Origin of the sequence: Croceicoccus bisphenolivorans (genome assembly GCF_001634625.1) — a bacterium.
Lineage (GTDB): Bacteria > Pseudomonadota > Alphaproteobacteria > Sphingomonadales > Sphingomonadaceae > Croceicoccus > Croceicoccus bisphenolivorans.
In genome coordinates, this window is sequence record NZ_LRSE01000012.1 from 14990 (window position 1) to 32029 (window position 17040).

Sequence of the window (17040 nt, forward strand, 5' to 3'; positions counted from 1 at the left end):
CCATCAGCCCCGCCGCCGCGACGCGCCCGGCGGGCGATTGCGGTTCCCCTGAGGACGTTTGCGGGCGGGACGTTCATGCGGAACATCCCTGCGCATCTTCCGCTGGAACCAGTCGAGCGCCTGGCTGGTCGAGTCGACCTGATCGTCATGCCGCAGGTTCGGAAAGCCCAGCAGTTCCTCGAGGTAGGCGGACAGCCAGGACGCCTCTCGCGGCAAAATGATCTTGCCTGTCTCGAACATCACTGCTCTCGCCTGCATGCGCGCGATCTTCTCGATCCGCGGCCTGATAAGCTGCGGCTTGCACCGACGCGAGGTGTTGAACAGGTTCTGCCCGATCGCCCGGCCGAGATCGGCATCCTCAATCAGCGTGATGTCTGCTCCCTGTTCGATATGGGTGTTCTCGATCAACCGGGTCAGACCCGGCGCTTCCATCCTCTCGCGGATGACATTGACGAGATAAATTTCGCCGTCGGCTTCGCCCCAGACAGTGCCCACCGACCAGTCGGCATCGTCCGACAGCGTCGATGCCGTATCCCAGCTGACCAGCACGGTCTCGAACTCGTCAGGATATTCGTCGCAGTAGCGCAGCCATGCCCGGCGGATGACGACGCCGTCGTCGGGAACCGGCTGCTGCTGGTATTGCGCGCTGAACGCGGTCGCGCCCATGATCCCCTTCTGGCGTTCAAGTTCAGCCGCGCCCATGCGCGAGGGCTGGATGAACCCTCCCTTGTTCCGGACGTGGACACGCCCGTTGCCAAGATCCCAGCGTTCCCTCTGCGTCGCGATCGCCGGAATGGTCAGCAGGTCATAGTCATCCTGCTTCATCATGTGGCCGGCCAGATCCTCTTCATGCAACCGCTGCATCACGCAGATGATCGCGCTCTCCTTCTGGTGGTTGAGACGGGTCGAGATCGTGTTGTCCCAGGCATCGTGCACACGCGTGCGCGCGACCTTGGAGAAGATTTCCTGTCCCTTGTTCGGATCGTCGAGGATGATGTAGTCGGCACCGCGACCCAGCACACTCCCTTCGATCGAGGTGGCGAGCCGATAGCCGCCCTTCGTGGTCTGCCATTCGAGGGTGCGGTTGTGCACGACCGAACGGCATTCGGGAAAGCAGCGGCGGAACCAGCCACTGAGCACGATCCGCTGGAACAGCTTGGCCTGCGCCGTGGCGACATCCTGACTGTAGGTCACGCACATGATCCGACGGGTCGGATCATGGCCGAGGATCCACGCGGCAAAAGCGATGCTCACCGTAATCGTCTTCATCGCGCGCGGCGGCATGTTGATGATCAGCCGCAGGGTCTCACCCGCCTGCACGGCCAGCAGTTTGGCCGTAATAACCTCGAGGTGCCAGTTCTCCTCGTAGTGCGTGCCCGGTTCGAGTTCCGCCATGACCCGGGCGAGGAAGGTAAGGTAGTCGTATCGGGTCATGGCGTCCCAGATGTCTTCGGGAAGTTCGACCGGTTCAGGAAGTGCGTTCATGCTTCATCCCCTGCGTTCGTCGGCATGCGGCGCGCGAGGAAGTTCATGACGCTTTCGAGGGGGACGGTGGCCGTGGCATTCTCATTGCTGTCGGTCGCGGTGCCGAGCAGGCGCATCAGCGCAGTGATGGCTTTTGCGTCACCGCCCAGCGCCGAGTTCACCATCCGCTTCGCCAGCACTTCCCGCTTCGTGAGCCGAAAGACCTCGTCGCCCTCTCTGATCTGCATCTCGGTATCGAGTTCCTTCTCGACATGTTTGAGCATGCTGCGTTCCATCTTCGGACGGCCAGCAGGGTTGCCCGACTGACCGGGCTTGAAGCGGTGGGCGACCGGCGGATTGCCGGGACCGACCGGCGCGGCATCGACCTGCGGGGAACCGGCGTTCGATGCACCGGCCTTGCGGGTCGAGGTCCGTTTGCGGGCGGGCGCCTTTGCCATCAGATGTCCTCCCGCCCGCTGACAGCAACGTCGACGATATCGCGATCATCTGCGCCGGCCGGATCGGCATCGCGGTCCGTATCGTCAGTGCATTCGCGATCATCGGACGACCGGTCACCAAGGTCGACGCCGCGATCCGCTGCCACCTCACGCCAGGACCGACCGGTCGCTGCCAGCACCGCTTCCTGCTTCGTCGTCTTCTGCCAGCGTTCGATCGTCCGGTCGCAGAACTTCGGCTCGATCTCGATCAGCCGGGCCCGCCGACCGGTGTGTTCGGCCGCATGAAGCGTCGTACCGGCGCCGCCGAAGCAGTCGAGCACGATCCCGCCGCGGTGCGAACAGTCCCGCATCGCATCGGCGACCAGCTTCATCGGTTTGACCGTCGGGTGCGCGGCCAGTTCCTCGTCGCGACCGGCATGGAAGGTGTTGTTGCCCGCGTACTCCCAGACATTGGTCCGGTACCGTCCCGTCTCGCCCATCCGGAAATTGTTGATGTGCTTCGCCCTGCCGACCTTCCAGGGGAAGATCAGTTCGTGCCGCGAGCGGTAGAACCCGCCCTGCCCGCCCTTGGGCTTCGACCAGACGATCAGGTTCTTGAGTTCGGAAAAGACGGATTCGCCGGCATCGATCATCGGACGAAGATTATGCCAGTCGATGCACTCGAACGCGATGCAGCCGTCCTGGCTGAACCGGGCAGTAAGACCGAAGGCGGTGGTGAGGAACTGCGTGAACTCCGGGTCAGTCATTTCCCCGGAGGCCATCGCGAACTCCTCGTGCTGGACCTTGCCCTTGCCCGAGATGGTTTTCATCTTCTGGTTATAAGGGGGATCCGAGAACACCATCTGTGCACGGTCATCGCCCATCAGGGTGATGTAGCTGCTCTCCTCCAGAGCATCGCCGCAGTAGAGCCGGTGATCGCCAAGCAACCACAGATCACCGGGACGCGTGATCTCGGCATGCCGGCCTGCATCGCCACCGCCAAAATCGCTGCCGTCGTCCTTGACCAGCAGGTCGTCAATCTCGCTCATCGCAAAAGCCGACAGTTCGACGCTGACGTCGAGGTCAAGGGTCAGGTCGAGCAGTTCACCAAACTCGAGCCGCAGCGCGTCCTCGTTCCACTCGCCCAACGCTCCGGTCTTGTTCTCGGCGATCGCATAGAGCCGCTTCTGCTCGTCGGTCAGGTGATCGACCCGGATCACCGGAACCGTGACCAAGCCAAGGTCTTTCGCTGCCAGCCAGCGGGCATGGCCGCAGATGATGCGGTTCTCCTCGTCGATGAGGATCGGGTTCAAGAAGCCGAAGTTGGCGATAGACGCGCGGATCGCGCTCATCTGGCGCGAGCCGTTGGTACGCAGGATGCGGGGCGGCGGCTTGAGAGTGCCCGGGGCGACGTTGGTTACCACAAGCGACAGCGCGGCATGCGGGTCGTTCGATCCGGTCAGATCGGGCGCTGTCAGGCTGGTGGTGTCAAGAGGTTTACGGGTCCGTTTGCGGACCGGAGCAGTTTTGGCCATGATGGCGCATCCTTCGATCCCGGCAGCTGGAACGGGAGTGCCAACGCCGAAAACGACGTTCTCTTGTTCCTGCTGCCTCCGGACCGGAAATGGCCATGGATGCTGCTGCTCGTGGCGTGCGGGGCGCCAAGTGCAGGCGCTATGTCGCAGAGGATCGACGGCCTGTCAATGCTGAATTTGATTTAACCCGCTGTAATCCTTGACGAAAGATCTACGACATGGTTGCATTTCTTTCTGTTCGCCTCCCTGCCTCATGCACCCGAAGCGGGCGTTATTTGTGCGCAAGTGGTTCATTCTCTTCGGGAAATTCGGCGTCAAGGCGTGGTGTATTGTGAGTGCACTCCCTGTTTTGTCGGGAATAACAGGGTGAACAGACTGCCGAATGGCCCGAAAATGCAAACCCGTACTGCCGGAAGGGGCCGCGGAGAAAGTCGGCCAGATTGGCCCGAAACTTCTCCGAGCGGGGCTCTCTCCACTACGGGTTCACGCGCAAACGGCGCGGAACTGCGCGCCTTTGCGCGAGCTATCTGGACTATGTCGGGAAAGGTCAGACTAGGTGGCGGAGCGGGTGGGATTCGAACCCACGATACGGGGTTACCGTATACACACTTTCCAGGCGTGCGCCTTCGACCACTCGGCCACCGCTCCGCATGCCTGACGGCAGATGGCGCCGACTAGCGGCAGGGCGGGCGCAAGGCAAGGCACTCAATTCGCTTTTTACGCTGCAAGAGCACCCTACCCTGCAAATATTTGTCAGATCACGGCCGCACCATTGTCGAGACGGTCGAAATAGGCCGCCATCGCGTCGCGGGCCTTGCTGCTTAGTTCGACGAAGGCGCGGCGCTTGTCGGCGGGATCGCGCACCCTGTCGAGAAGACCGGATTCAGTCATTTGCCCGATCCAGCGCAAGGCTGTCGTCGGCGGCACGCAGGCGGCTATGCACAAGCTAGAGACACTGACCTGCTGCCCTTCGATATAGGCAGCGGTAAGGTCCAGCAGGATGTCCCATGCGGGGTCTGCGAAAAGATCACCTTCGAAGAAGCGGGAACGCAGTTGCCGCTGCCGGATGATTTCCCGAACCAGCGCCGCCGAAGGCAAGCGCAAGTGCCGTTCGCCACTGTCGGGCAAGGGTCCGGTTTCCGCCGCCATATAAGACAGGCCGGGTGAGCGAACGCCGCGCGTGTCCTCCTCCCGCTCTCCGGGTAGCAGTCCGTCTTGCACGGAAAGCCCTTCCATCTTGCGCGCAAGCAGTTGCACCTGCTCGGTAAGGCGGACGAGTGCCATGCGATCTTCACCGCTCAATTCATGGACCGAGCCCGCAGGCAGCCGGGCAAGCGCAGTGCCCATTGCCAGCGCACGGTCACTTTCCGTCGGTGTGACGAGGATCTGCGCGCCGGACTGGTCGACGCATCCGAATACGCCGTCCAATCCTTCCGGACTGGTCGAAACGATGATTTCGCAGCCGCTACGCGCCGCGCGCATGTCGAGCCTTGCCAGAGCCGCGAGCAGTTCGGCATCGACGACGGGCGCGTCGATCACCAGTACGTCGCCAAGCACGACCGCATCACCGCCGGTCAGTCGCGAAAGCGGTTCCGCCTGCCGGAGGACAAGTCCGAGATCCAGCGCGAGATCGGCCAGCCGCGCACGCACCGCGCTGCGGCTTGCGAAAATCGAAATGCTTGCCGCAGCGGCGCGAACCGCACGATCCGGTTCGGGCGCATCGTCAAACCGGAACGCTTCGACAACTTGGGCCATGGACTCGTTCTCCCCTGTTCCACAAGGGGAACAGGTAAAGAACAAATGCGAAACAAGTCAAGAATGTTTTTGCTACGTTCCGCTTGTGAACGCGCCGATCAGTCCATGAACGGGTCGCGAACGAGGATCGTGTCCTCTCGCTCCGGACTGGTCGAAACCAGTGCCACGGGCGTTTCGATCAGTTCCTGTACGCGCTGGATGTACTTGATCGCCTGCGCAGGCAGGTCCGCCCACGAGCGTGCACCAGCGGTCGTGCCCTTCCAGCCTTCCATCTCTTCATAGATCGGCTCGACACGAGCCTGGTCGCCGGCGTGGCTGGGCAGGTAATCGAGGATCTTGCCGTCGAGACGATAGCCGGTGCAGATCCTGACCGTTTCGAACCCGTCCAGCACGTCGAGCTTGGTGAGGGCAATGCCGGTCACGCCCGAAATCGCGCAGGACTGGCGCACCAACACCGCGTCGAACCAGCCGCAACGGCGCTTGCGCCCCGTGACGGTTCCGAATTCATGTCCGCGTTCGCCCAGCCGCTGGCCGGTGTCGTCGTCAAGTTCGGTCGGGAACGGGCCGGAGCCGACGCGCGTGGTGTATGCCTTCACGATGCCCAGCACGAAGCCGGTCGCATTGGGGCCGAGACCGGAACCGCTGGCCGCAGTGCCCGACACCGTGTTCGAACTGGTGACGAAGGGATACGTGCCGTGATCGACATCGAGCAACACACCCTGCGCCCCTTCGAACAGGACGCGGGCGCCGGCCTTGCGAACCTTCTTCAGGCGCTTCCACACCGGCTGCGCATATTGCAGCACGAAGGGGGCGATCCCGCGCAATTCCTCGATCAGGGCGTCGCGGTCGATCGGGTCCTGCCCGAAACCGGCGCGAAGCGCGTCATGGTGAGCGCACAGGCGGTCGATCTGCGGGCCGAGATCGTCGAGGTGAGCCAGATCGCAGACGCGGATCGCGCGGCGACCGACCTTGTCCTCGTAAGCCGGACCGATACCGCGACCGGTGGTGCCGATCTTGCCGGAACCGGCAGCCTGTTCACGCAGCCCGTCGAGATCGCGGTGCAGCGGCAGGATCAGCGGGCAGTTGTCGGCGATCGCGAAATTTTCCGCATTGATGGCCACGCCCTGCCCTTCCAGCTTCTCGATCTCCGCCTTCAGCGCCCAGGGATCGAGCACTACGCCGTTGCCGATCAGCGAAAGCGTGCCGGTGACGATGCCCGACGGCAGGAGCGACAGCTTATAGACCTTCTCGCCCACGACGAGGGTGTGGCCGGCATTATGGCCGCCCTGAAAGCGGACGACGGCATCGGCCCTGCTGGCCAGCCAGTCGACGATCTTGCCCTTCCCCTCGTCGCCCCACTGGGCGCCGATCACGGTTACGTTTGCCATGGATAGAGTCCTTCCCCCTGCCCGGTGGATCCTCTTCGCGCCCTTCGACAGGACTCGGCGCGAGGGATGGACGAACAGGCCGAAGGCGGGTTGCCCCGGCCCTGATTGCGGGCGCGCGTTAGAGGGTGGCCGCGCCCCAAGTCAAGCGGCATGCGAGCAGCCGTTTCGTTCGGCGCAGGTAAAGGTTGGCATGCCTAACCACGTCGCCATGTTCAAACCCGCCCTTGCCCTTGCCGTCGCGGCATTTATCGCCGCGCCTGCCATCGTACCCGTCGCCGCACCCAGCGCAGTCGCGGCAACCCCTACGACAGCGTCTGCCAAGGTCATCGCGTATGGCCCGCACCGTTTGCAGCAGATGGATTTCTACGACGCAGCCGGCGATTTCACTGGGCCGAGGCCGCTGATCGTGTTCATCCACGGCGGCGCCTGGGCGGGCGGTGACAAGTCCGATTCGACTGGCGAGGCGAAGATCCGCCACTACACCGAAGCTGGATATGCGCTGGCCAGCATCAATTACCGCCTGCTGCCCGAAGTCGACATCGAGGATCAGGCCGCCGACGTTGCAACGGCTGTCGCGATGCTGCGGGACAAGTCTGGCGAGATGAACATCGACAAGCGACGCATCGTGCTGATGGGTCATAGCGCGGGCGCGCATCTTGCCGCGCTGGTGGCAACCGATCCGCAGTGGCTGGATACCCACGACATGCGGCCTGCCAGCATTGCCGGCGTGGTCCTGCTTGATGGGCCCGCCTACGATGTAATCCGCCAGATCAGCGATGCGGGACCGCTGCTGGGCCTTGCCTACCAGATCGCCTTTGGCAGCCGGGCGAACCGGCAGCAAATGCTCTCCCCCGCCAGCCACGTCGATAGCGAGAATGCGCGCCGCTTCCTGCTGCTGCATGTCGAACGTCCGGATGCCCGCAACCAGGCCATCCGGCTTGGAAACGAGCTGCAACGTAGCGGCACAGAGGCCGAAGTCATGGATTTTCCGGGCCGCGGGATGGAGGGGCACAACCTCCTCAACGCCATGCTGGGGCGCAGCGATTCACCGGCGACGAAGCCGGTCGATGCGTGGCTGGAACAGACCTTCGCACAGGCCGGTTGACGCCAGCCCAGCACGACAGCGCCCAAGTTCGCCAGATCCAGACGGTTGAAATTTCGGGATCGAGTGCCAGCTTATGGACACCACGGGCGCGTGCATGCTGCCGCGCCCCTCCCGTTCACAACACATCGGAGTATTGATGCCCCAGCCAGTCCAGACCGCTTTTCCCACCGCAATCCTCAATGACGGGCGCGAGATGCCGCAATTCGGTTTCGGCACCTATTGCATCGCCAACGACCAGGCCGAAGAGGCAGTCGCACAGGCCATTGCCCGCGGCTATCGCCTTGTCGATACGGCCGCGATCTACGAAAACGAGGAAGGCGTCAGCAAAGGCGTCGGTTCAAGGCATGACATCTTCCTGACCACGAAGATCTGGAACGACCGTCAGGGTTATGACGAGGCGAAGGCCGCGTTCCGCGAAGCACTTGCCCGCATGGGCCGTGACGAGGTCGACCTGGCGCTGATCCACTGGCCCTGCCCCGACAAGGGCCTGTTCGTCGATACATGGCGCGCGCTGATCGACCTGCGCGAGGATGGCCGCGTCAAATCCATCGGCGTGTCGAACTTCATGCCCGAACATATCACCAGGCTGATCGACGAGACCGGCGTGACGCCCGCCGTCAACCAGATACAGGTGCACCCGATGTGGCAGCAGCGCGAAGTGCGCGCCTTCAACCGCGATCACGGCATCGTCACCCAGTCGTGGAGCCCGCTGGGTTCCGGCCAGTTGATGAAGCACCGCGTGCTGAACGAAATCGCCGAAGAACTGGACGCGCCGGTCGCTTCGGTCATCCTGCGCTGGCACCTGCAGCACGGTCTGGCTCCGATCCCCAAGACCTCGACGCCGGAACGCATGACCAGCAATCTCGACGCGATCAACGTGGTGCTGAACCGCGACCACATGGCCCGTATCGACGCGCTGGATCATCCGCAGGGGCGGCTCTTCGCAGATCCGTACACATTCGGAAACGATTGACGAGGAAGGGGGCCACGGCCCCCTTTTTCATGCCCTGTCCGAATTAAAAAAAACTGTCAGAGCCTGGCCGGTTCGCCATCGCGCAGGATATGCGTGCAGCCGAGCGATGCGGCATCGTCAGCCGCGTCCAGCGCGGCAACAGTGCGCCAGCCCACGGTGCGCAACCGCGCGGCGGCATCGCGGTCATGGCCCAGCGGCAGGAACAGCCGCTCTACCGCAACAGTGCCCGCGCTGTCGGCAATAAGCGGATCGGGGTAGAGCGAGAAGCCGGTGGCGACTTCCTCGTGCCCGCCCTCGCTCGTGATCCGGTAAGTCCCGCCACGGCCCAGTGCGCCGCGCACACCGGCGGCATAGATCGTGAACCCGAACCACGACTGGTACTCGAAACCGTGCCGCTCCGTCGGATCGAGCGTCAGCCGCGCGGCATCGCCCACGCGCTCCGCAATCTGCTTCAAACCGTCCAGACGCGACTTCAGAGCATCGCCCGCAGACAACGCTTCCAGCTTTGTCACGGCGCTCGCGAAAGGACCGGTCGCATACAGCAGCGGAAGATAGGCTTCACCGCCGACGGCGACGAGAGAGCCGGCATCCTTGGCATCCAGTTCGCGGCGTACCGGAGCGATGGAGGCAGCGGGAAGCGGCAGTGCTTCGGCGGCCAGCGTGTCGACAAGGTCCGGCAAAGTGAAATCGACCGAGATGTCGGTCGCGCCGGCGGCCTTCAACGCCTCGATCGCGACGACGACGGATTCGCTGGCGGCGGCAACGCTGTCGCTGCCGACGATTTCGGCGCCGACCTGCAGGCGTTCGCGTTCCGGTTCCAGCCCGTCGCCCTTCAACAGCAGGACCTGACCGGCATAGGAAAGGCGCAAGGGGCGCGGTGTATCGCGCATGCTGGTCGCGGCAATGCGCCCGACCTGCACGGTCATGTCCGACCGCAGGGCAAGCGTGCGCAGCGATGCCGGATCGACGAAACGCACCATCCGCTTGCGCTGCGTACCGGCCATGCGGCTGGCCAGAGAGCGTTCGAATTCGACCATCGGCGGCTGGACGGGATCGTAGCCATGCCCCGCCAATGCGTCCGTCATCGCGCGGGTGACGCGCATGGCTTCGGCCGCCAGCGGCGGCAGGCGGTCTGACAGCCCCTCGGGCAGCAGGTCTGGATCGGCTTCTTCGAACATTTCGCGCCCGCCTAGATGGCAAACGGGGGAGAGGCAAGAACCTCTCCCCCGATCATTGCATTACGATCAGAAGCTCAGCGCCTTGACCGTCTTGACGCCGGCGGCATCGCAGATGGTCTTCAGCACATCGTCGGGGATGGCCTGATCGACGGAGAGCAGCAGCACCGCCTCGCCGCCGGCCTCGCGGCGACCGAGGTGGAACGTGCCGATGTTGATGCCCGCTTCGCCCAGGATCGAGCCGATGCGACCGATGAACCCCGGCGCATCCTCGTTCACGATATAGAGCATGTGACCGTCGAGATCGGCTTCGATGCCGATGCCGAAGATGTCGACAAGGCGCGGCTGGCTCTTGCCGAACAGCGTGCCGGCCACGGTCTTTTCGCCCTGCTCGGTATCGACCTTGATGCGGATCAGGGTGTTGTAGGCACCTTCACGCTCGTTGCGGATCTCGCGCACTTCCATGCCGCGTTCCTTCGCAAGGAACGGCGCATTGACCATGTTCACGGTATCCGAATAACGGCGCATCAGGCCCGAAAGCACCGCGCCGGTGATCGGCTTGATGTTGAGCGTTGCGGCGTGACCTTCGACCTCGATACCGATGCGCGAAAGGTTGCCGTGGGCCAGCTGGCCGACAAGGCTGCCCAGCTTCTCAGCGAGCGCCATGTAGGGCTTCAGCTTCGGCGCCTCCTCTGCCGACAGTGACGGCATGTTGAGCGCGTTGGTGACACCGCCGTTGACGAGATAGTCCGACAGCTGCTCGGCCACCTGCAGGGCGACGTTGACCTGCGCTTCGGTCGTCGATGCGCCGAGGTGCGGGGTGCAGATGAAGTTGGGCGCGCCGAACAGCACGTTTTCCTTGGCCGGTTCGACAGCGAACACGTCCAGCGCGGCACCGGCGACATGGCCGTTCTCGAGCATTTCGCGCAGAGCCGCCTCGTCGATCAGGCCGCCGCGTGCGCAGTTGACGATGCGGACGCCCTTCTTCGTCTTGGCAAGGTTTTCGGCAGACAGAATGTTCTTCGTCTCTGCCGTCAGCGGGGTATGCAGCGTGATGAAGTCGGCACGGGCGAGAAGCTGGTCAAGTTCCACCTTCTCGACGCCCATTTCCACGGCGCGTTCGGCCGACAGGAACGGATCGAATGCAACGACCTTCATCTTCAGGCCCAGCGCGCGGCTGGCGACGATCGAACCGATGTTGCCCGCGCCGATAAGGCCAAGCGTCTTGCCGGTGACTTCAACGCCCATGAAGCCGTTCTTCGGCCACAGGCCCTGCTGGGTCTGCGTGTTGGCGTCGGGGATCTGGCGAGCGAGAGCGAAGATCATCGCGATCGCGTGTTCGGCCGTCGTGATCGAGTTGCCGAACGGCGTGTTCATCACGACAACGCCCTTGGACGAGGCGCAGGGAATGTCGACGTTGTCGACGCCGATACCGGCGCGGCCGATGACCTTCAGGTTGGTCGCGGCGTCGAGCACTTCCTTCGTCACTTTCGTGGACGAACGGATGGCAAGGCCGTCATAGTCGCCGATGCGGGCGATCAACTGTTCGGGGGTTTCGCCGGTGATCACATCGACGTCGCAGCCGTTCTCTTCGAAGATACGGGCGGCGTTGGGGTCCATCTTGTCGGAAATAAGAACGCGGGGCTTGCTCATGGTAGCCTCCTTCAAATGCATGTCTTGGGATAAAGGGCGGACCCCGCGCGCACGAGGTCCGCTCCGGTCAGCGGATCAGGCCGATAGCTGCGAACGGGCCCAGTCGAACCAAGGGCCCAGAGCCTCGACATCCGCCGTATTCACGGTCGCGCCGCACCAGATGCGCAGGCCCGCCGGGGCATCGCGATAACCCGCGACGTCGTAAGCGGCGTCCTCGTCCTCGAGCAGCTTGGCGAACTTCTTGATGTAGTCCGTGTCCGCGCCCTCAACGGTGAGGCAGACCGAGGTGTTCGAACGGATCGACGCATCGGTGACGAGATGGCCGAGCCAGTCGCGCGCCTCCACGATGGCGTTCAGCGCCGCCGCGTTGGCATCGGCACGGGCACGCATCGCAGCGGCACCGCCGATTTCCTTCGCCCATTCAAGGCTGAGGATCGCGTCTTCGACTGCCAGCATCGACGGGGTGTTGATCGTCTCGCCCTTGAACACGCCTTCGGCCAGCTTGCCCTTTGACATCAGGCGGAACACCTTGGGAAGCGGCCATGCGGGGGTGTAGTTTTCCAGCCGCTCGACCGCGCGGGGGCCAAGGATCAGCACGCCGTGCGCACCCTCGCCGCCCAGAACCTTCTGCCAAGAGAAGGTGCAGACGTCGATCTTGACCCAGTCGATCGCTTGCGCGAAAACCGCGCTGGTCGCGTCGGCAAAGGACAGGCCCTCGCGGTCCGCAGGGATCCAGTCGGCGTTCGGGACACGCGCGCCCGAAGTCGTGCCGTTCCAGGTAAACAGGACGTCGTTCGACCAGTCGACCGCGTTCAGATCGGGGATTTCGCCATAGGGCGCTTCCATGATCGTGGGATCAAGCTTCAGCTGCTTGGCAGCATCCGTGACCCAGCCCGAACCGAAGCTTTCCCAGGCGAGCGCGGTGACGGGCTTCGCGCCCAGCATCGTCCACATCGCCATTTCGAAAGCACCGGTGTCCGATCCCGGAACGATGCCGATACGGTGCGTCTCGGGCAGTTCCAGCAGTTCGCGCATCAGGTCGATGCAGTACTGCAGACGCTGCTTGCCGAGCTTCGAGCGGTGCGAACGCCCCAGCACGCGGGTATCGAGTTTTTCGGGGGACCAAACCGGCGGCTTGGCACAGGGTCCGGACGAGAAATAAGGACGCTCCGGCAGCGTCGGCTTCGTATCAGTCATTTAAGACTCTCCTCACAGAGAGCACGCGCGGCGTTGGGACCGCGTGGCCCGTCGGCCGCTCTAAAGATGGCGCGCGAACTGTCAATCGATCTTTGGTACAAAGGTCGCAACGCACGGAAAGAAAATCGGAAAATTGCGAGAGGATATGTCTGCGATGCGGTTTGGCCGAATGGGTTCGGGAAATTATGGTGCATGCATGTCGAACCGAATCCGGCTGTCCGCGTTCCTCCGCCCGCCTCGCCCCGGCACCGTCGTGGCCGGTCTTGTGGCTACAATGCTGCTTTCCTCCTGCGCGCCCGATGTCGCCGAACAGCCGTCCGTAACCGCAAGCCGGCCCGCCGCGACGGCAGAGGCGCGGATGTGCCGGCAGGAACTGGCCGAACAGGGTGCGGACTTCGTGCCCCTGGGCGATCTGCTGAGCGGCGGCGGATGTTCCAGCACCAACGCCGTCGCGCTCTACCACCTTGCCGGAGATGCAGGCCGGTTCGCCGTGACCAACGCGGATCGCATCGCCTGCCCCCTGTCCCAGACGGTGGCAGCATGGGCGCGCTATGGCGTGGACCGCGCGGCGCGCCAGATGCTGGGAAGCGGGATCGTGCGGATCGAGACTTTCGGTTCCTACTCCTGCCGCAACGTCGCGGGATCATCGCGCCGTTCGGCCCATTCGAACGCCAATGCACTGGACGTGTCGGGCTTCGTGCTGGCCGACGGGCGCCGCATCACGGTGAAGGACGACTGGGATGGCGGAACCGAGGCGGAACGCCGTTTCCTCCGCGTCGTGCAGGCCAGCGCCTGCAAGCGTTTCGGCACGGTGCTCGGCCCCGAATACAACGCCGCGCACGAGGATCACTTCCACGTCGAACTGGGCGACGGCAGCTTCTGCCGCTAGATCAGCAGGGTTCTTCCCATGCGCGCGAATGGTCGTCGGACTGGTTCAGCATCACGCACGGTTCGCGCGTCAGGTCTATGACCAGTTCGCCCGATTGCAGTGTCAGCCTGTCCTTGCCCCGCGCATAGACTTTCGGGCTGCCTGCCAACAGATCGGCGATTTCGGTCCCCGACAGTCCGGGTATCTCGAATTCGCCTGAAAGATCGCCGCAAGCCGCGCGGATCGTTGCCGCATCCGCACCACCAGTCCTTTCCAGCCTGCCGTAATCGGTATAACGCACCGCGACCGCCGCATCGGCACATCCTGTCAGCCCCAGCCTTCCTTCGGCGATGAACACCTTGCTGGCCAGATCCGACAGGCCGATACCGCGCATGCCTTCCCCGTTGATTTTCTGGAATCCTTCCCCCCGCCATTCGCCGGATATTCCGGTGAGGTCGGGTAGGGTTTCGAGCCGGATCACCTCCGGCCGTTCGAGCACAAGCTCTACTTCGCCCGCGCGCATCAACAGGCGGCCGTCCGGCATCAGATCCATTGTCGGGTTCCGGCGGAAAAACGCAAAATAGCGGGAATCGCGATCCTCGCGCTCTTTCCCGCAGCCCATCTGGGTCTGCGCGTTCATTCCGTCATCGTCGGCAGGCGGCACGAAATGCCCGTCGGCGACTGTGCCCGGCGCGCCGGACCAGTTGCATTCGATGCGAAGGCCCACGCCCGATGTTCCGAACTTCGCGAAGGCCGAAGGGCTGGGATGGGTAAGGCGTGCCGGTTCGTAACCGCCGAACGAGACGACCTGCCACGTGCCTGCGACTTGCGCGAATTCGCGCACGGGCTGCGGCCCGGCGGGTGCAACCGCAGCGTCTGTCGCGGCGACAGGCGGAGTTGTGTCCGTGGCGGCATTGCAACCGGCCAAGAGGGCGAAAATCACCGAACCAGCGCAGATCGAAAGCCTTTTCCGCAAGCGTCCTCACCTCAATTCCCAATGCATGCCTGATCGCGCTTTTTGCGAAGCGCGCCGTTAATCGCACTTGAATGCCGGATTGGCGCAGGCTAACCCGCACCGGTCATCCGGGGAGTAGCCACCCGCGCCGTATAGCGCGGGCCCGCCGTCGACATACTGGGCCGAGAGGCTCCGGCGCGTGGGGATTGATTCCGGCGAGACTGCGTGACACCGAACCCCCTGTCCGGCCGGGCGGGGGTGCGGTGTTACCCATGTCTGCTGCGAATGCCCGGCCCGGAGAATTCGATGGAAGCCCTCTTCACCTCCACCGCCGTCGTCGCGCTGGCCGAAATCGGCGACAAGACGATGCTGCTCGCCATGTTGCTGGCCGCGAAGTACCGGCAGCCGGTGCCCATTGCGTTCGGCATCCTGCTGGCGACGCTGGCCAACCATTTCCTTGCCGCGCTGATCGGTGTTCAGGCCGCCGCATGGTTCGATAGCGATATCTTCCGATACCTGGTGGCCGCAGGGTTCGTCGCCATGGGCCTGTGGACGTTGATCCCCGACAAGTTCGAGGAAGACGACAAGCCGAAATCGCGCGGCGGCGCGTTCGTGACGACGCTGATCGCGTTCTTCCTGGTCGAGATCGGAGACAAGACGCAGATCGCCACGATCGCGCTTGGAGCCCGCTTCGCCGATGCCTTCGCCGTCACCGCGGGCACGACCATCGGCATGATGTTGGCCAATGCGCCCGTCCTGTGGCTGGGCGACAGGCTTGCCGACCGGCTGCCGCTGGGCAAGATCCGCGTGGCCGCGGCCATCCTGTTCGTCCTGCTCGGCCTTTGGCTGGCAGCGGAAACGGCGGGCCTGCTGGCCTGACGGCTCGGCCCGCAAAAACCCCGCCCTTCAAAAAGTTGCCGCGGCGCGGGCACTGCGCCACGGCACAGGAGGGTCAATGCAACCAGTCGCTCATGGATGCTTCCAGCCGCAGGCGCACCGCCTCTGCCGCGTGGCGGGCACCCAGCTTGTCCATCATATTGCCGCGATGGATTTCCACCGTGCGCGGACTAATGTCCAGATCGCGGGCGATGACCTTGTTCGAACAACCTTGCGCCAGCCTGTCCAGCACCTCCCGCTCCCGGTTTGAGAGCATCGAGATGCGCATGCGGGCATCCATCGCGCGCTGGCGCTGTTCGACTTGCGCCGCCGCTTCGCGTGAGACGCGTTCGATTGCGGATTCGAGGGCGTCGCGATCAATCGGCTGCTCCAGATAATCGAACGCGCCTGCCCGCATCGCCATGACCACCCGGTCGATATCCGGCTCCGCCTCCATCGCGATTACCGGCAGCCACGCGCCGCGATCGGCCATTTTGTCGACAAGACCGGCGATGCCTCCGCTGTCGCTGTCGTCATGGGCAAGGATGATACCCTGCTTGGGCATATGGCTCGTCAGTTCGAGCGCATCCTCGTAAACTTCCGCATGGTGCCCCATCTCGAAGATGGAGCGTGCGAACGCCGCACGATTGCGTGGGTCGGCATCGATGATGTGGATGGTTGTTCGCTGTTCCATGCCTGCGAACATGACCGGAACGATGCGTATCGCGCCATTAAGGACGATTCCGTTCTGGATTGAACGAAGCCATTAACCATTTGATATTATGCAATTCCGCGGCAAAATTCATCCGAAGTGGAGCAAACGTGCCGTCAAGTTCACTCTGATTGCGTATCTTCGTCCAGATTGTAGAGCGGAAGCGAGTGGAAAGCGTTGCGCAGCGCCTCGCTCCACCCGGTAGATATCGCCTGGAAAAACGAATCGCTGGCATGGATGCGCCGTTCGTGCAGCGGTTCGAAGCGGTCCCGCTCTATGACCATGAGATCGAGCGGCATGCCGACGGACAGGTTGGCCGCCAGCGTCGAATCCATGGAAACCATCAGCAGCTTTGCCGCTTCCTCGAACTCCATCTGCCGGTTGTAGGCGCGGATGATGATCGGGCGGCCATACTTGGTTTCGCCGATCTGGAAGAAGGGCGTGTCCATCGACGCCTCTATGAAGTTGCCTTCGGGATAGATCAGGAACAAGCGCGGTTCCATGCCCGCGATCTGGCCGGCGACGATCATGGAGGCGGTGAATTTCGGCCCGCCCGACATGTGGTCGTTCGATTCCTGCCGCTTGCGGATCGTTTCGCTGAGCAGGTTGCCGATAATCGTGGCGACCTGGAACATCGTCGGCGCCTTCAGGATCGACGGTTCGCGATCCTCCGGCGCCTTGGTGCGCTCTTCCAGCAGGCTGACGACAGACTGCGTCGTGGCGAGATTGCCGGCCGTCATGATCGAGATTATCCGTTCGCCCGGCACGGACCAGTGGAACATCTTGCGGAAGACCGAGATGTTGTCGACGCCGGAATTGGTGCGGGTGTCGCTCATCAACACCAGCCCCTTGTCGAGCATCATGCCCACGCAATAGGTCAACGATTTCGTCCCTTCATCGTCCGATCATGGCAGGTGCGGACCGGAAGATCGACCGGCCCCGCCCTG

General features: G+C 63.5%; 15 protein-coding genes and 1 tRNA gene. 4 read left to right on the top strand and 12 right to left on the bottom strand.

Annotated features, from left to right (window positions below):
* Positions 1-3: 3 nt before the first annotated feature.
* From terL to A7A77_RS12870, 6 genes are all read right to left on the bottom strand, one after another.
* Entirely contained in the window at positions 4-1485 is a 1482-nt protein-coding gene (terL, locus tag A7A77_RS12845) for a phage terminase large subunit (RefSeq protein ID WP_066558866.1), read from the bottom strand.
* Complete coding sequence (locus A7A77_RS12850; protein ID WP_066558868.1) at positions 1482-1922, bottom strand: DUF5681 domain-containing protein; 441 nt, start codon at positions 1920-1922, stop codon at positions 1482-1484. The genes terL and A7A77_RS12850 overlap by 4 nt, the downstream gene beginning before the upstream one ends.
* Positions 1922-3436, bottom strand: a complete 1515-nt coding sequence (locus tag A7A77_RS12855) for a site-specific DNA-methyltransferase (RefSeq protein WP_066558870.1) — start codon at positions 3434-3436, stop codon at positions 1922-1924. Before A7A77_RS12855 ends, A7A77_RS12850 begins: the two co-directional genes overlap by 1 nt.
* A 557-nt stretch (positions 3437-3993) precedes the next feature.
* Positions 3994-4084, bottom strand: a tRNA-Ser gene (locus tag A7A77_RS12860).
* A 105-nt stretch (positions 4085-4189) separates the two neighbouring features.
* Positions 4190-5191 (bottom strand): helix-turn-helix domain-containing protein, encoded by a 1002-nt coding sequence (locus A7A77_RS12865; RefSeq protein ID WP_066558872.1) that lies wholly within the window; start codon positions 5189-5191, stop codon positions 4190-4192.
* A 98-nt stretch (positions 5192-5289) separates the two neighbouring features.
* The gene (locus tag A7A77_RS12870) at positions 5290-6579 is read right to left on the bottom strand and encodes an adenylosuccinate synthase (protein WP_066558874.1); all 1290 of its coding nucleotides are present in this window, start codon (positions 6577-6579) and stop codon (positions 5290-5292) included.
* A gap of 190 nt (positions 6580-6769) precedes the next feature.
* Between A7A77_RS12870 and A7A77_RS12875 the strand changes: the two genes are divergently transcribed.
* A complete protein-coding gene (locus tag A7A77_RS12875) occupies positions 6770-7684 on the top strand; it encodes an alpha/beta hydrolase (protein WP_216635584.1) in 915 nt (304 codons plus the stop codon).
* Between the two features lie 136 nt (positions 7685-7820).
* Entirely contained in the window at positions 7821-8657 is an 837-nt protein-coding gene (locus A7A77_RS12880) for an aldo/keto reductase (protein WP_066559055.1), read from the top strand.
* A 56-nt stretch (positions 8658-8713) separates the two neighbouring features.
* On the opposite strand, the gene A7A77_RS12885 is transcribed toward A7A77_RS12880, so the two are convergent.
* From A7A77_RS12885 to A7A77_RS12895, 3 genes are all read right to left on the bottom strand, one after another.
* Positions 8714-9835 carry an ATP phosphoribosyltransferase regulatory subunit gene (locus A7A77_RS12885; protein WP_066558878.1) on the bottom strand — a complete coding sequence of 374 codons (1122 nt, stop codon included), beginning with the start codon at positions 9833-9835 and terminating at the stop codon, positions 8714-8716.
* 66 nt (positions 9836-9901) lie between these two features.
* Positions 9902-11485 carry a phosphoglycerate dehydrogenase gene (serA, locus tag A7A77_RS12890; protein ID WP_066558883.1) on the bottom strand — a complete coding sequence of 528 codons (1584 nt, stop codon included), beginning with the start codon at positions 11483-11485 and terminating at the stop codon, positions 9902-9904.
* Between the two features lie 75 nt (positions 11486-11560).
* Complete coding sequence (locus A7A77_RS12895; protein ID WP_066558885.1) at positions 11561-12682, bottom strand: phosphoserine transaminase; 1122 nt, start codon at positions 12680-12682, stop codon at positions 11561-11563.
* Positions 12683-12878: 196 nt separating this feature from the next.
* Here A7A77_RS12895 and A7A77_RS12900 point away from each other — a divergent pair, with 196 nt between their 5' ends.
* Positions 12879-13571 (top strand): extensin family protein, encoded by a 693-nt coding sequence (locus A7A77_RS12900; RefSeq protein ID WP_245638479.1) that lies wholly within the window; start codon positions 12879-12881, stop codon positions 13569-13571.
* Between the two features lies 1 nt (position 13572).
* Here A7A77_RS12900 and A7A77_RS12905 read toward each other — a convergent pair whose 3' ends face one another.
* Entirely contained in the window at positions 13573-14526 is a 954-nt protein-coding gene (locus A7A77_RS12905) for a hypothetical protein (protein WP_216635585.1), read from the bottom strand.
* Positions 14527-14811: 285 nt separating this feature from the next.
* Here A7A77_RS12905 and A7A77_RS12910 point away from each other — a divergent pair, with 285 nt between their 5' ends.
* The gene (locus A7A77_RS12910) at positions 14812-15384 is read left to right on the top strand and encodes a TMEM165/GDT1 family protein (protein ID WP_066558889.1); all 573 of its coding nucleotides are present in this window, start codon (positions 14812-14814) and stop codon (positions 15382-15384) included.
* A 73-nt stretch (positions 15385-15457) separates the two neighbouring features.
* On the opposite strand, the gene A7A77_RS12915 is transcribed toward A7A77_RS12910, so the two are convergent.
* Positions 15458-16075, bottom strand: a complete 618-nt coding sequence (locus A7A77_RS12915; protein WP_066559060.1) for a response regulator transcription factor — start codon at positions 16073-16075, stop codon at positions 15458-15460.
* A gap of 140 nt (positions 16076-16215) precedes the next feature.
* Complete coding sequence (locus tag A7A77_RS12920) at positions 16216-16974, bottom strand: proteasome-type protease (protein WP_066558891.1); 759 nt, start codon at positions 16972-16974, stop codon at positions 16216-16218.
* Between the last annotated feature and the right edge of the window lie 66 nt (positions 16975-17040).

Excerpts from the sequence above, each read along its gene's own strand:
- A7A77_RS12900 (WP_245638479.1), top strand. The coding sequence starts at position 12,879 with ATGTCGAACCGAATCCGGCTGTCCGCGTTCCTCCGCCCGCCTCGCCCC.
- terL (WP_066558866.1), bottom strand. The coding sequence starts at position 1,485 with ATGAACGCACTTCCTGAACCGGTCGAACTTCCCGAAGACATCTGGGAC.
- A7A77_RS12915 (WP_066559060.1), bottom strand. The coding sequence starts at position 16,075 with ATGGAACAGCGAACAACCATCCACATCATCGATGCCGACCCACGCAAT.
- A7A77_RS12855 (WP_066558870.1), bottom strand. The coding sequence starts at position 3,436 with ATGGCCAAAACTGCTCCGGTCCGCAAACGGACCCGTAAACCTCTTGAC.
- A7A77_RS12885 (WP_066558878.1), bottom strand. The coding sequence starts at position 9,835 with ATGTTCGAAGAAGCCGATCCAGACCTGCTGCCCGAGGGGCTGTCAGAC.
- A7A77_RS12910 (WP_066558889.1), top strand. The coding sequence starts at position 14,812 with ATGGAAGCCCTCTTCACCTCCACCGCCGTCGTCGCGCTGGCCGAAATC.
- A7A77_RS12850 (WP_066558868.1), bottom strand. The coding sequence starts at position 1,922 with ATGGCAAAGGCGCCCGCCCGCAAACGGACCTCGACCCGCAAGGCCGGT.
- serA (WP_066558883.1), bottom strand. The coding sequence starts at position 11,485 with ATGAGCAAGCCCCGCGTTCTTATTTCCGACAAGATGGACCCCAACGCC.
- A7A77_RS12880 (WP_066559055.1), top strand. The coding sequence starts at position 7,821 with ATGCCCCAGCCAGTCCAGACCGCTTTTCCCACCGCAATCCTCAATGAC.
- A7A77_RS12875 (WP_216635584.1), top strand. The coding sequence starts at position 6,770 with ATGCCTAACCACGTCGCCATGTTCAAACCCGCCCTTGCCCTTGCCGTC.
- A7A77_RS12865 (WP_066558872.1), bottom strand. The coding sequence starts at position 5,191 with ATGGCCCAAGTTGTCGAAGCGTTCCGGTTTGACGATGCGCCCGAACCG.
- A7A77_RS12895 (WP_066558885.1), bottom strand. The coding sequence starts at position 12,682 with ATGACTGATACGAAGCCGACGCTGCCGGAGCGTCCTTATTTCTCGTCC.
- A7A77_RS12870 (WP_066558874.1), bottom strand. The coding sequence starts at position 6,579 with ATGGCAAACGTAACCGTGATCGGCGCCCAGTGGGGCGACGAGGGGAAG.